Source organism: Kitasatospora sp. NPDC088264 (assembly GCF_040685715.1).
Taxonomy (GTDB): Bacteria; Actinomycetota; Actinomycetes; order Streptomycetales; family Streptomycetaceae; genus Kitasatospora.
The window spans coordinates 164026-176132 of sequence record NZ_JBFBIR010000004.1 but is presented as its reverse complement, the minus strand read 5'-3'; the positions used below and the strand labels follow the sequence as shown (position 1 = coordinate 176132).

Annotated in this window: 15 protein-coding genes; 13 read left to right on the top strand and 2 right to left on the bottom strand. The window is 72.2% G+C overall.

All coding sequences use genetic code 11. The features are described 5' to 3' along the window. Positions 1-780, bottom strand: coding sequence for a GntR family transcriptional regulator (locus tag AB0O82_RS05755; protein WP_363580537.1), 780 nt, complete (start codon positions 778-780; stop codon positions 1-3). 369 nt (positions 781-1149) lie between these two features. Here AB0O82_RS05755 and AB0O82_RS05750 point away from each other — a divergent pair, with 369 nt between their 5' ends. From AB0O82_RS05750 to AB0O82_RS05690, 13 genes are all read left to right on the top strand, one after another. After that, entirely contained in the window at positions 1150-2316 is a 1167-nt protein-coding gene (locus AB0O82_RS05750) for an ABC transporter substrate-binding protein (RefSeq protein ID WP_363580535.1), read from the top strand. Positions 2317-2536: 220 nt separating this feature from the next. Then, a complete protein-coding gene (locus tag AB0O82_RS05745; protein WP_350880479.1) occupies positions 2537-3361 on the top strand; it encodes an ABC transporter permease subunit in 825 nt (274 codons plus the stop codon). After that, positions 3349-4170, top strand: a complete 822-nt coding sequence (locus AB0O82_RS05740; protein WP_363580533.1) for an ABC transporter permease subunit — start codon at positions 3349-3351, stop codon at positions 4168-4170. The genes AB0O82_RS05745 and AB0O82_RS05740 overlap by 13 nt, the downstream gene beginning before the upstream one ends. A 78-nt stretch (positions 4171-4248) precedes the next feature. Beyond that, positions 4249-5334 (top strand): ABC transporter ATP-binding protein, encoded by a 1086-nt coding sequence (locus tag AB0O82_RS05735; RefSeq protein WP_363580531.1) that lies wholly within the window; start codon positions 4249-4251, stop codon positions 5332-5334. A gap of 55 nt (positions 5335-5389) precedes the next feature. Further along, positions 5390-6139: an HAD family phosphatase gene (locus tag AB0O82_RS05730; RefSeq protein WP_363580529.1), complete on the top strand. Its 750-nt coding sequence runs from the start codon at positions 5390-5392 to the stop codon at positions 6137-6139. A gap of 5 nt (positions 6140-6144) precedes the next feature. Beyond that, positions 6145-6465, top strand: coding sequence for a multidrug efflux SMR transporter (locus AB0O82_RS05725; RefSeq protein ID WP_363580527.1), 321 nt, complete (start codon positions 6145-6147; stop codon positions 6463-6465). A gap of 100 nt (positions 6466-6565) precedes the next feature. Beyond that, positions 6566-7054 (top strand): hypothetical protein, encoded by a 489-nt coding sequence (locus tag AB0O82_RS05720; protein ID WP_363580525.1) that lies wholly within the window; start codon positions 6566-6568, stop codon positions 7052-7054. Between the two features lie 134 nt (positions 7055-7188). Then, on the top strand, positions 7189-7485 hold the full coding sequence (locus tag AB0O82_RS05715; RefSeq protein ID WP_363580523.1) for a hypothetical protein: 297 nt from the start codon (positions 7189-7191) through the stop codon (positions 7483-7485). Then, positions 7482-8801 carry a putative T7SS-secreted protein gene (locus AB0O82_RS05710; RefSeq protein ID WP_363580521.1) on the top strand — a complete coding sequence of 440 codons (1320 nt, stop codon included), beginning with the start codon at positions 7482-7484 and terminating at the stop codon, positions 8799-8801. Before AB0O82_RS05715 ends, AB0O82_RS05710 begins: the two co-directional genes overlap by 4 nt. Next, positions 8791-9471 carry a hypothetical protein gene (locus AB0O82_RS05705; RefSeq protein ID WP_363580519.1) on the top strand — a complete coding sequence of 227 codons (681 nt, stop codon included), beginning with the start codon at positions 8791-8793 and terminating at the stop codon, positions 9469-9471. The genes AB0O82_RS05710 and AB0O82_RS05705 overlap by 11 nt, the downstream gene beginning before the upstream one ends. Next, complete coding sequence (locus AB0O82_RS05700; protein ID WP_363580517.1) at positions 9468-10127, top strand: hypothetical protein; 660 nt, start codon at positions 9468-9470, stop codon at positions 10125-10127. The genes AB0O82_RS05705 and AB0O82_RS05700 overlap by 4 nt, the downstream gene beginning before the upstream one ends. Before the next feature lie 80 nt (positions 10128-10207). Continuing rightward, a complete protein-coding gene (locus tag AB0O82_RS05695) occupies positions 10208-10684 on the top strand; it encodes a WXG100 family type VII secretion target (RefSeq protein ID WP_363580515.1) in 477 nt (158 codons plus the stop codon). 75 nt (positions 10685-10759) lie between these two features. Beyond that, positions 10760-11413 carry a hypothetical protein gene (locus AB0O82_RS05690; RefSeq protein ID WP_363580513.1) on the top strand — a complete coding sequence of 218 codons (654 nt, stop codon included), beginning with the start codon at positions 10760-10762 and terminating at the stop codon, positions 11411-11413. A gap of 19 nt (positions 11414-11432) precedes the next feature. Here the strand turns inward: AB0O82_RS05690 and AB0O82_RS05685 are convergent, their stop codons facing one another. After that, complete coding sequence (locus AB0O82_RS05685) at positions 11433-12107, bottom strand: phosphonatase-like hydrolase (RefSeq protein ID WP_363580511.1); 675 nt, start codon at positions 12105-12107, stop codon at positions 11433-11435.

The window sequence follows — 12107 nt, the reverse complement described above, 5'->3', positions numbered from 1 at the left end:
TCAGTCGCCCTCCCGGGCGTGCCGCGAAAGCGCCGACGCGGCCAGCGAGTTGTGGATGCTGAAGGCCACCGTCCCGGGCAGGTAGCGGTCCTGGGACCACTCCACCGGAGTGCCGGTCGGGTCCGTCGTGCGCCGCCGTTCGCGCAGCAGCGGGCCGCCGCGGCGGCAGCCGAGGAGCCGGGCGTCCTCGGCGTTGGCGGCCACGATGTCAATGGTGTGGTCGGCGTCGGTGAACAGGATGCCGTGCTCGCGCAGGACTTCGGTGTGCGAGACGACGTCCGCCGGCAGCTCGGCGACGATCTCGCCGACCCGCGGCGGGTAGACGGTCCGCTCGACCATCACGGGCGCGCCGGAGAGGGTGCGCAGCCGGACGGTCACGTACACCTCGGCGCCCGGCTCCAGGCGCAGTTGCTCGCGTTCGGCGGTGTCGGCGGGGCGGCGGACCAGCGAGTCCAGGATGCCGCCGGGCTCCTCGCCCATCGAGTACGCCCAGTGCGTGAAGCTGAGCAGTTCGGAGAAGCTCTGCACCCGGGCGCCCCCGAGCACGACGCGCCGGGTGCCGCGGCGGGAGGTGACCAGCCCGTCGGAGCGGAGGACGGCGAGCGCCTGGCGGACGGTGCCCCGGGAGACGCCGTACTGCTCGGCGAGCGCGCCCTCGGCGGGCAGCCGGCCGGCCTCGCCGTACGCGCCGGTGGTGATGGCCTCGCGCAGGTCGGCGGCGACCTTCCGGTACAGGGCGCCGGGAGCGCGCTCGGCGGGGCGCCCGGGCTCAAGTGCCACGTCAGTCAATGTCCCTCCTGGGGCGGTGTCCTGCGCAGCCGTACCGGCACGGACAGCCCGACCTTATCCCGCTGCGCCTTTGAAGCATCGCACCGAACGGATCACGCTCAGATGGCCGGATTCGACCGTTCCCGCAGCCGACCCCGGTTCTGGGCCGTCCGTTCACCTTCCCGTCATCGGACTCCGGCGTACTTACCTCCGTCAGCGAAGTTGGCTAGTCAACTCGGACGGCCTCGAACGGCTCCGGGCGGCTCCGAACGGCACCGGACACCTCAGAACGGCTCCGAACGGCCACTCGCACGATCCCCCGATCAGACAACCCCACCGCAGCTCACCCCCTTGCAGTACACCCGATCAGGAGACTGACCCGTGTCCGTGCACCGCGCCCGTTCCGCCGCCTTCGCAGCGGTCCTGACCGCCGCCGCGCTGTCCCTCACCGCCTGCGGCTCCGCCGACTCCTCCACCGCGAAGTCCGGCGACGCCGCGGGCGGCAAGAGCGCCAAGACCGCCACCTCGGTCGCCGACTTCGGCGGGATGGACGGCCTGATCGCCGCCGCCAAGAAGGAGGGGAAGCTGCACGTCATCACGCTGCCTCGCGACTGGGCGAACTACGGCAAGCTGATGGACGACTTCAAGGCGAAGTACGGCATCGAGATCGAGGACGAGAACCCCGACGGCGCCAGCCAGGACGAGATCAACGCGATCACCTCCCGCAAGGGCCAGGACCGCGCCCCCGACGTCGTCGACCTCGGCTCGGCCTTCGCGCTCAGCGCCGCCAAGCAGGGCCTGCTGGCCCCGTACAAGGTCACCGACTTCGACAAGATCCCGGCCACCATGAAGAACGCCGACGGCCTGCACTACAACGACTACGGCGGCTACATGTCGATCGCGTGCGACGCCAAGAAGGTGTCCGCCTGCCCGAAGACCTTCGCCGACCTGCTGAAGCCCGAGTACAAGGGCATGGTCGCCCTGAACGGCAACCCGACCAAGGCCGGTGCCGCGTTCGGCGCCGTCTACGCGGCCGCGCTCGCCAACGGCGGCTCGCTGGACAACATCCAGCCCGGCATCGACTTCTTCGCCAAGGTCAAGCAGGCCGGCAACTTCAACCCGGTCGAGGTCACCCCGGCGACCATCGAGAAGGGCGAGACCCCGATCAGCATCGACTGGTCGTACCTGAACGCCGGCTACGCCGACAAGTTCAGGAGCAAGGGCATCGACTGGCAGGTGGCCATCCCCTCGGACGGCTCCTACGCGCAGTACTACAACCAGGCGATCAACAAGGACGCGCCGCACCCGGCCGCCGCCCGCCTGTGGGAGGAGTACCTGTACAGCGCCGAGGGCCAGAACGGCTTCCTGGGCGGCTACGCCACCCCGGCCCTGTTCGACGCCATGAAGACGGCCGGCACCCTGGACGCCGCGGGCGCCGCGAAGCTCCCGCCGGTCGAGAAGCCCTTCACCACCTTCCCGACCCAGGAGCAGACGGACACGGCCAAGAAGACCGTGACCGAGAACTGGGCCAAGGCGATCGCGGGCTGACCTGACGATGACCACGGCTCCCACCCCGGTGCCGGCCCCCGCCTCCGCCGCCCAGAGCGGCGGGGGCGCCCCCGGCCCCGCAGCAACCACCCCCGCCACCGCCGACGCCACCACGGCCGAGGCCACCGACACCGCGGCCGAGACCGCCGCGGCCAAGAGCACCGAGACCGCCAGGGCCCCCCGCCCCGGCAAGCCCCGGGCCGGCCGCGGCCGCGCCTGGATGGCCGCCCTCCCCCTGCTCCTGTTCTTCCTGGTCGGCTTCGGCCTGCCCGCCGTCGCGATCGCCATCGGCGCGTTCACCACCTCGCCCGACGCCCCCGACGGCGGCGGCACCTTCACCACCGACAACCTCACCGGCTCGCTGCAGGGCGCCTACTGGACCGCCCTGTGGGGCAGCGTCAAGCTCTCCCTGCTGACCGCGCTGATCGCCGCCGTGGTCGGCCTGCCGCTGGCCCAGGCCGTGGCCACCTCACGGTTCCGGGTGTTCCGCGAGGCGGTGCTCTCCGCCTCCGGCGTGCTCGCCAACTTCGGCGGCGTGCCGCTCGCCTTCATGTTCGTCGCCACCCTCGGCAACGCCGGCGAGGTCACCAAGAAGTTCGGCCTCACCAGCCACGGCTGGAACCTCTACACCTTCACCGGCCTCTCCGTGGTCTACCTGTACTTCCTGGTGCCGCTGATGGTCATCACCATCACCCCGGCCCTGGAGGGCCTGCGCACCCAGTGGCGCGAGGCCGCGTACAACAACGGCGCCACCGTCGTGCAGTACTGGCGGCACGTGGCCCTGCCGGTCCTGGTGCCCTCGCTGCTCGGCGGCTTCGTGCTGCTGTTCGGCGCCTCCTTCGCCGCGTACGCCACCGCCGAGGCCATGGTGGGCAGTTCGGTGCCGCTCATCTCGATGCAGATCGGCGACGCGCTGTCCGGCAACGTCCTGGTCGGCCAGGGCAACCTCGCCCTCGCCCTCGGCCTCGACATGATCGTGGTCGCCTGCCTGGTGATGGCCGTGTACCTGCCCCTTCAGCGCCGGAGTGCCAAGTGGCTCGCCTGATCAATCGCATCCGTTTCGGCCGCGGCCTCGTCCTGCTGCTCTGCGGCGTCTACTTCGCCGTACCGCTGGCCTCCTCGGTGATCTTCAGCGTCGACGACAACAAGGGCGGCACCACCTTCCGGGCCTACACCGAACTGCTGAACGCGCCCGGCTTCCTGGACAGCCTGGTGCTGAGCCTGGAGCTGGCCGGCGTCACGGTGGCGGTGCTGCTGCTCCTGCTGGTCCCGGCGATGCTCGCCGCCCGGCTCGGTGCGCCGAAGCTGCGCCCGGTGATCGAGGTGATGTGCTCGATGCCGCTGGTCGTCCCCGTGGTCGCGCTCACCACCGGCATCATCGGCGTGCTGCGCTGGGGCCCGGACTACCTCCAGGACACCCCGCTGTTCCAGACCATCGTGGCCATCCAGGACCCGAAGTTCCCGATCGTCCTGGTCATCGCCTACGTGCTGATGGCGCTGCCGTTCGCCTACCGGGCGCTGGACGCCGGGCTGCGCGGCGTGGACGTCGCCACCCTGGTCGAGGCCGCCCGCAACTGCGGGGCCGGCTGGCTGCGCGCGGTGTTCACCGTCGTCCTGCCGAACCTGCGCAGCGCGCTGCTGAACGCGGCCGTCCTCACCGTCGCCCTGGTGCTCGGCGAGTTCACCACCGCCTCCATCCTCGGCTTCGCCCCCTTCTCGGTGTGGATCAACTCCAACGGCAAGAGCGACGGCCAGATGTCCGTCGCCGTCTCGATGCTCAGCCTGCTGATCGTCTGGCTCGTCCTGCTGCTGATGTCCGCCGCCGGCCGCGGCCGCAAGGGCGCGCGGGCCTGAGGCGCCCCGCCGCACGGCCATCCCGCGCTCCGGCCGCACGGTCCTGAACCACCCCACGCTTTCCAGGAGTTACCAGCCATGACCACGGTTTCCGCCCCCGTCACCGGTGTCGCGCTCGCCCCCGGCGGCGCCACCGTCGAGTTCCGCTCGCTGCGCCGCTCGTTCGGCGCCACCACCGCCCTCGACGGCCTGGACCTGACCGTCCACCCGGGCGAACTGCTCGCCCTGCTCGGCCCGTCCGGCTGCGGCAAGACCACCGCGCTGCGCATCCTGGCCGGCTTCGAGCAGCACGACTCCGGCGAGGTCCTGGTCGACGGGCAGGACATCACCGCGATCCCCGCCCACAAGCGCGACGCGGGCATGGTGTTCCAGTCGTACAGCCTCTTCCCGCACCTGACCGCGCTGGACAACGTCGCCTTCGGGCTGCGGATGCGCGGCGCCGGCAAGGCCGAGCGCCGCAAGCGCGCCCAGGAGCTGCTGGAGCTGGTCGGGCTGCCGCACCGCGCCGAGCACTACCCGCACCAGATGTCCGGCGGCCAGCAACAGCGCATCGCGCTCGCCCGGGCGCTCGCCCTGCAGCCGCGCGTGCTGCTGCTCGACGAGCCGCTGTCCGCGCTGGACGCCAAGGTCCGCCTCCAGCTGCGCGAGGAGATCCGCCGGCTCCAGCAGGAACTGGGGATCACCACCCTGTTCGTCACCCACGACCAGGAGGAGGCGCTGTCGATGGCCGACCGGGTCGCGGTGCTGCGCGCGGGCCGGCTGGAGCAGTGCGCCACCCCGTCCGAGCTGTACGGCCGCCCGGCCACCGCGTTCGTCGCCGAGTTCGTCGGCACCATGAGCCGCATCCCGTGCACCCGCACGTCCGACGGCGTCGAGGTGCTCGGCCGCCGGCACGCGGTGGACGGCGACCTGCCCGCCGACGGCGAACTCCAGGTGCTGGTCCGCCCGGAGAACGTCACCCTGACCCCGTCCGAGGCCGGCCCGGCCCTGGTGATCACCGCGTCCTTCCTGGGCGCCGTCACCCGGCTCACCGTCCGCCTCGACGACGGCACCGAGGTCAAGGCCGACCTGCCGACCGAGGCCGCCGCCGCGCTGCCGGCCGGCTCGCGCGCCGAGCTCCTGCTGCCGGAGCGTCCGGTGCTGGTGGACCGCCGCACCGTCTGAGAGCCTCGAACCCCATCTGCGTAGCACCATCTGATGAACCACCGAAGGTACCGCCATGCCTGAAGCCCTGACGCCCTCCTCCCCGACGCCATCCTCCCCGACGCCCGGCGCCCCGACGCCCGGCCCCTCGACGACCGAAGCTCCCCGCCCCGCCGCCGTCCTGTTCGACATGGACGGCACCCTGGTCGACACCGAGCAGCTCTGGTGGCAGGCCGCCGCCGAACTCGCCGACGAGCTCCACCACGCGCTCACCGACCAGGACGCCCCCGAAGTGCTCGGCCAGGCCGTCGAGCACACCGCCGCCCACCTGCACAGGGTCAGCGGCACCACCCTCACCGAGGCCGAACTCGCCGCCCGGCTCGGCGAGTCCTTCGCCGCCAAGGTCGCCGCCGAGACCGTCCCGCGCCCCGGCGCGCTCGCCCTGCTGGCCTCCCTGCGGGACGCGCGGGTGCCCACCGCGCTGGTCTCCGCCTCCCCGCGCCAGGTCGTCGACCTGGTCCTCGCCGCCATCGGCCGGGACTGGTTCGCCGTCACCCTGGCCGCCGAGGACACCCCGCGCACCAAGCCCGCACCGGACCCGTACCTCGCCGCCGCCGAACGGCTCGGCCTGGACCCGGCCACCTGCGTCGCCGTCGAGGACACCCCGACCGGAGTCGCCTCCGCCGCCGCGGCCGGCTGCGCCGTGCTCGCCGTGCCGTCCACCGCGACGCCGATGCCCGACGGCGGCCGGATCACCCTGCTCGCCAGCCTGGAACAGGCCGACCTCGCCCTGCTGGGGAAGCTCGGCGCCGCCCGGGCCGTTTGACCGGCATGCCCTATTTCCTGCTCTCCCTCGCCATCCTGAGCGAGGTCTGCGCGACCAGTTGCCTCAAGCTCACCGAGGGGTTCACCCGCCTCTGGCCGAGCGTGGGGGTGGCGGTCGGCTACGTGCTGTCCTTCGTGCTGCTCGGGCGCGCGCTCAAGCACATCCCGGTCTCGGTCGCCTACGCCGTCTGGTCGGGGGCCGGGACGGCGGCGGTCGCCGGAATAGGCGTGGTCGCCTTCGGCGAATCGCTGGGACGCCTCCAGTGGCTGGGGATCGCCCTGGTGATCGTCGGAGTGGTCGTGCTCAACCTCAAGAACAGTCACTGACGGGCCGCCCCCCGCCCGCGGCGCTGGTCAACTACCCTTTCGGAGCGGGAAGTCGGATGTGCCGACCGCCCGCTCCGAGTGGTTCGCTACCGTGGGCCCCATGAGCGACCCACGACCCCACCACTACCGCTTCGTCCACCGCGAGCTCGCCCGCCAGGTCCTCGAATTCGGCCCCCGGCTGACCGTCCCGGACGCCGGCGGCAGCCTCCTGCCCGTCCTCACCGGCATCTGGGACAACCTCGGCCAGACCCTCCCGCCCGAGGACCGGCTGCCCAGCCACGGTCTGGACTGCCAGCACCTGCGGGCCGACGGCCACCCCCTGCTGCTCGTCACCCTCCCCACCCCGACCAGCGCCACCGAGGCCCACTTCGTCGCCGCCGTCCACCCCCAGGGCACCAAGACCGTCCGCTACGTGACCCTGGAGCACGCGCTCAACCCCTTCGACAGCAGCCCCGGCACCGTCCTCGGCGAGTGGTCGTCCGAAGGCCACCTCAACCACGGCGAGGGCCCCTCCCCCGTCGCCGAACTGTTCGTCGCCGCGGTGGCGAAGCTCGTCACCCCGAAGAAGCGCGGCTTCTGGCGCCGCTGACCCCGACGCCGCCGCGCGCCGGCGCATCGTCAAGGTCCCGTCATCGCACCGTGAAGCACCCGTCACAACAGATCGCCCGCGCACCGACTGCGGCTATGCTCGGCCGGTCACGCCATCGACACATCGGGGGAGCAGTGGCCGACTTCACGGTCAGCACCGAGTTCCTCGCCAAGCTGGCCAAGGACCTCAAAGGCTGCGGCGACGAACTCGACCAGGGACTCAAGGCGCTCAAGGAAGCGAGTCGCAGCGGACTGGGCTACGACTTCCTCGACGAGGCCTGCGGACACTTCCAGGGCACGTGGGAGTACGGGCTGAAGAAGGTCCGGGAATGCGTCAAGATCCTTGACGACGGCCTGGAGAAGGTGCAGCAGGGCTACGACAGCACCGAACAGGACACCACCAAGGCCCTCACCCCCCAGGGGCGCTCATGACCGACCCCACGCCCGACTGGTCCGGCCTCGGCTTCAACCCGACCCCCGGCGACACCGCCGCCGTCACCGGCCTCAGCGGAAGCCTGCGCCGGGTCGGCCAGCACCTGACCGACGTCCACACCACGCTCTCGCAGCTCTCCGCCAACCAGGGCCAGTGGACCGGCGAGGCCGCCAAGGCCTTCGCCGGCCAGTTCGGCAAGCTCCCCGCGTACCTCCAGGACGCCGCCGACTCGATCACCGCCGCCTACCAGGCCCTCGACGTCTGGTACCAGGCACTGACCGAACACCAGCCCAAGGCCGCCGAGTTGGCCCGCTCCGCGGTCGCCGCCAAGCAGCAGAAGGAGCAGGCCGAACAGGCGCACACCGCCGCGGCCGCCGACCCCGACCTCAAGCTCGCCGGCCAGACCTTCCCCGACGACGCCGGCCTCGCCGCCGCCGAACAGCGCTACACCAAGGCGAAGGACCACCTGGACGCGGCCGCCAAACTGGTCTCCAGCGCCGCGAGCGACCTCACCCAGCTCCAGAACCAGGCCCACGAACTCGCCGGGGGCCACAAGTCCGACGCCCACAAGACCGCGGCCGCCATCCGCAAGGCCGCCGACAGCAAGGCCCCGCCGGAGCCCGGCTGGCTCAGCAAGGTCGGCAACTGGCTCAAGAACCACGGCGCCGACATGCTCACCGTGGCCGCCGGCATCTGCGGCGTCGCGGCGATCTTCTTCCCCGCCTTCGCGCTGCCGGCCCTCCTGCTGAGCGCCGCCGCGGCAGGCACGCACGCGACCAAGTACGCCCTTGAGGGCAAGCTGTGGCCGCCGCAGAAGAACATCGGCAACTGGCTGACGCTGGGCGGCGACGTGATCGGCGCGATTCCCGGAGTGGGCGTCGCGGCCAAGGGCCTGAACGCCACCCGGGGGGCGCGCGCCGCCGGTACGAGCGTGCGCGGCGCCATGAGCGCCGGTACGACCGAGGTCCGGGCCGCCGCCCGCGCCGTCGACCCGGCCAACCCGATCTTCACCACCGCGATCGAGAAGCCCGCCATCAAGCTCGGGGTCTCCAAGGCCACCGCGATGAACGTCTCCGACGGCGTCCAGGCCGCCACCACCTTCGGGCTCAACGTCCCGACGGCGTACGCCCTCAGCAAGGACAGTCCGAGCGACGGCCTCACCAACGCGGTCAACTACACCACCGGCGGCAACAACGTCATCGGGTCCGTCGGAGTCGGCACCGCCGGCGGCAAGGGCTCCGCCGTCATCGGCACCGTGTCCGCCGTCGGCAACCTGCTCGGCATGGGCGGATGGGCGGCCGGCTATGGCCGTTGAGACCACCGGGATTCCGCCGCTCTGGCTCACCCTGCCCGCGGGCTTCACCCCCCTCGACCTCGACGAGGACCTCGGCGACCGGATGGCCCGCACGGCGGAGGGCCTGGACGCGGCCTTCCCCGACGCCCGGCCCGAGCAGAAGCTCAGCACCGTGATCGCCGCCGAGACCGCGCTGCAGGCCCAACTGCGCGAGGGCGCGGTCCACGTCTCCAGCTGCCTGGTCCGGGCCGAGGACGGCGAGCCCATCCACGGCATGCTCACCGTCTTCGTCCGCCCGCAGGACCTCGGCGCGCCCGGCAGCTACCCCGCCCGGGTCGCCGAACAGCTGGCCGAAGCCTGGCCGGACGCCGACGTCGGCGTGGTGGACCTGCCGACCGGCCGCGCCGCGCTCGCCGCCCGCGACCTGGCCGTCCCGGTGCCCGGCGCGGTGTTCGGCGTGCCCGAGTCCACCGTCAACACGGTGCGCCAGCTCGAACTGCTGATCCCGCACCCGTGGAGCCCGCACGTGGTCGCCGCCGTCTTCACCACCGAGGACCTCGACCACTGGGACGAATGGCTGCCGCTGCTGGCCACCGCGTTCCGCGGAATCTCCTTCCACCCGCCCCGGGACGAGAGCGCCGACGCGCTGCCGCCCGACCAGTGGGACAACATCCGGAAGGCCTTCGGATGACGGCCTTCCCCCACGGCCAGGACCCGCGCGACGGGCTCCGCCGCCTCCGCGGCGCACTGGCCCTCATCGCCCTCTCCACCGCCATCCTCATCGGCGTCATCGCGCTGGACGTGTACGTCAACTCGTTCATCGCCACCATCGTGGGCTTCGCCTACCCCGTGGTCATGCTGCTCGCCCTCGCCCTACGACGCGACGCCGACAGCAACCCCGCGTTCCAGCGGAAGGCGTTCGCATGGGGCGCAGGCATCGCCGCCGTCGCCTTCGTCGCGTACCTGTCGGGCTCCGTCGCCTGGACCAACCTGATCCTGGGCTCGGGCCGGACCGTGAAAGCCGTGGTCCTCAACGAGAAGACGACCGACTCGCTCCACGGCTCCGGGCGGGCGTACGCCCTCGCCTCGACCGACCCGGCCGGCGAGATCCCCGGCGGCGACCTCGAAGAGAGCTCCACCCGGCTCAAGCCCGGCGACGTCATCACCGTCCGCATGGACCCGGCCGGCCGGGTCGCCCCCAAACTCCCCGGCGAAGTCGACTCCACCGCCTACCTGTCGACCTTCCTCGGCTGCAACATCCTGATCGGCGCCACCCTGCTCTGGTCCGTGCGCAGACCCACACCGTCGCGCGACTCCTCCGATACCGTGACCCAGATCTCTCCGTAGCCCGCAACCCCGCCGCTCCTCCGCGAATCTCTCCCTTCGCTCCTTCTCAACGCACGGACAGCACGGGAGGGGATGACGCCATGGCGGATGACGGACCGAGAGCCGGCGGCCCGGAGTTCAAGATCCGGCCGGGGGACCTGAAGGCGGCCGCGCCGACCTTCCAGGCTCAGAGCAGGGCACTCAAGGACGCCCTCGACACGCTCAGGCACAACCTCGCCGACGCCGGCAGCCCGTGGGGCGACGACAAGCAGGGCAAGGAGTTCGCCCAGGCCTACAACGGCCCGCACGACCACGTGCTCTCCGCGCTGGACACCCTGGTCAAAGGCCTCACCAGCATCCACGACGGGCTGAACGCCCACGCCGACGCCGACAACCACGTCCGCATGCTCACCGGCGCCGGCCTCACCTACGGCTACGACGCCACCTTCCAGACCGGCCCGGTCATGCCCCTCGACCTCGTTCTCGGCGCCGTCGGCAGCGCAACCGGACCGAGCGGCAAGGGGGTCGACACCGCGAAGCGGATCACCGACCCCGCCATCCGGCGTCGCCACCGATGACCGGGACCCCGCCCGAAGGCCGTCAGGATCCGGGCGTAGCCTTCCACCCCGTCGTAGGAAGATCGGGGGGATGCCATGGCCAGGGAGAGAAGCCGCCGCGGAACCGTCGCGCTGACGGGCGCGCTGGTGGCGGCGGTGCCGGTGGGGACGTTCGGGCTGGTGCTGCTGAGCACGTACGTCAGCTGGGGCCTGGCGTGGCTGCTCGGGTTGGTTGTCGGGGTCGCCTGGATCGTGGGCGTCGTCCGGCTGGTCGGGGTGGTGGGCTGTTGGGTGGCGATCGTGTCCGTCGCGCTGTGGGGCGGCGCGCTGGGGGAGGTGATCACGGCCCGGGACGCGGTGGTCCTGAACGCCACCGGGGTCACCACCTCCGCCCGGATCACGGCGGCGCACGATCACCCGGAGGCGAAGCACCCGGACTCGACGTACGACCTCGCCGACGAGTGGGGCATGCCGATCCCGAACGGCACGGTGTACGGGGGCCTTCACTCGCACGCGGTCGGCGACCGGCTCACCGTCCGCTACGACCCCAGGGGCGTAGCGGCCGCGCGCACCCCGGACGACATCGACCTCTCGAAGGACCTGGCCATCGCCGGCGGCCTGGACGCCGTCCTGATGGCGGCCGTCGGCGGTCTGGGCGTGGCCGTAGTCCGCAACAGTCGCCCACGTCGGGTCCCGTTCAGCCGGGCGGGCGGAGTCCGGGGCGCCCCCCACGACTCCGCCCACCCGTAGCGCGCTGGACCGACCGCCTCTAACCGAGCAGCCCCGGCAGTTCCGCGACCGAGCCCAGCACGTGCGTCGCTCCGTCGGCGCGCAGCCGGGCCTCGTCGTGGGCGCCGGTGAGCACGCCGGCGACGACGGACGCCCCGGCCCGTACGCCGGTCAGCATGTCGTAGCCGGTGTCGCCGGCGACGGCGATCTGCCGCACCGACTCGACTCCGGTCCGCAGCAGCGCGGTGAGCGCGAGGTCCGGGTAGGGGCGGCCGCGGCCGGCCTCGGCGGGGCTGAGGGTGAGGTCGGCGACGGACTGCCAGCCGAGGGCGGTGAGGATGCGGTCCTGGGTGGCCCGGGAGAAGCCGGTGGTGAGGGCGACCTTCCGGCCCTGACCGCGCAGTTCGGCGATGGCTTCGGCGGCGCCGGGCAGGGCGGCGCAGTGCCCGGCGTCGACGAGGTCGTGGTAGGCGGCCTCGAAGGCGGTGTTGGCCCGCTGGGCCTTGTCCTCGTCCCCGAAGAGGTGCCGGAAGACGGAGATCTTGGATTCGCCCATGGTGGCGCGGACGTGTTCCAGCATGGGGCCGAAGCCCGGGCTGCCGGCCTCGACGCCGAGCGTTCGGGCGGCGGCGGTGAAGGCCTGTTCGACGAGGCCGTCGTCGGCCACGGTGGTGCCGGCCATGTCGAGGACGACCAGGCGGATATCAAAGGACAT

What these genes read in the sequence shown, in the direction of transcription:
- AB0O82_RS05720 (WP_363580525.1), top strand. Translation starts at nt 6,566, where the DNA reads ATGAGCGACCCACGACCCCACCACTACCGCTTCGTCCACCGCGAGCTC.
- AB0O82_RS05725 (WP_363580527.1), top strand. Translation starts at nt 6,145, where the DNA reads ATGCCCTATTTCCTGCTCTCCCTCGCCATCCTGAGCGAGGTCTGCGCG.
- AB0O82_RS05695 (WP_363580515.1), top strand. Translation starts at nt 10,208, where the DNA reads ATGGCGGATGACGGACCGAGAGCCGGCGGCCCGGAGTTCAAGATCCGG.
- AB0O82_RS05730 (WP_363580529.1), top strand. Translation starts at nt 5,390, where the DNA reads ATGCCTGAAGCCCTGACGCCCTCCTCCCCGACGCCATCCTCCCCGACG.
- AB0O82_RS05690 (WP_363580513.1), top strand. Translation starts at nt 10,760, where the DNA reads ATGGCCAGGGAGAGAAGCCGCCGCGGAACCGTCGCGCTGACGGGCGCG.
- AB0O82_RS05745 (WP_350880479.1), top strand. Translation starts at nt 2,537, where the DNA reads ATGGCCGCCCTCCCCCTGCTCCTGTTCTTCCTGGTCGGCTTCGGCCTG.
- AB0O82_RS05685 (WP_363580511.1), bottom strand. Translation starts at nt 12,107, where the DNA reads ATGTCCTTTGATATCCGCCTGGTCGTCCTCGACATGGCCGGCACCACC.
- AB0O82_RS05705 (WP_363580519.1), top strand. Translation starts at nt 8,791, where the DNA reads ATGGCCGTTGAGACCACCGGGATTCCGCCGCTCTGGCTCACCCTGCCC.
- AB0O82_RS05710 (WP_363580521.1), top strand. Translation starts at nt 7,482, where the DNA reads ATGACCGACCCCACGCCCGACTGGTCCGGCCTCGGCTTCAACCCGACC.
- AB0O82_RS05700 (WP_363580517.1), top strand. Translation starts at nt 9,468, where the DNA reads ATGACGGCCTTCCCCCACGGCCAGGACCCGCGCGACGGGCTCCGCCGC.
- AB0O82_RS05735 (WP_363580531.1), top strand. Translation starts at nt 4,249, where the DNA reads ATGACCACGGTTTCCGCCCCCGTCACCGGTGTCGCGCTCGCCCCCGGC.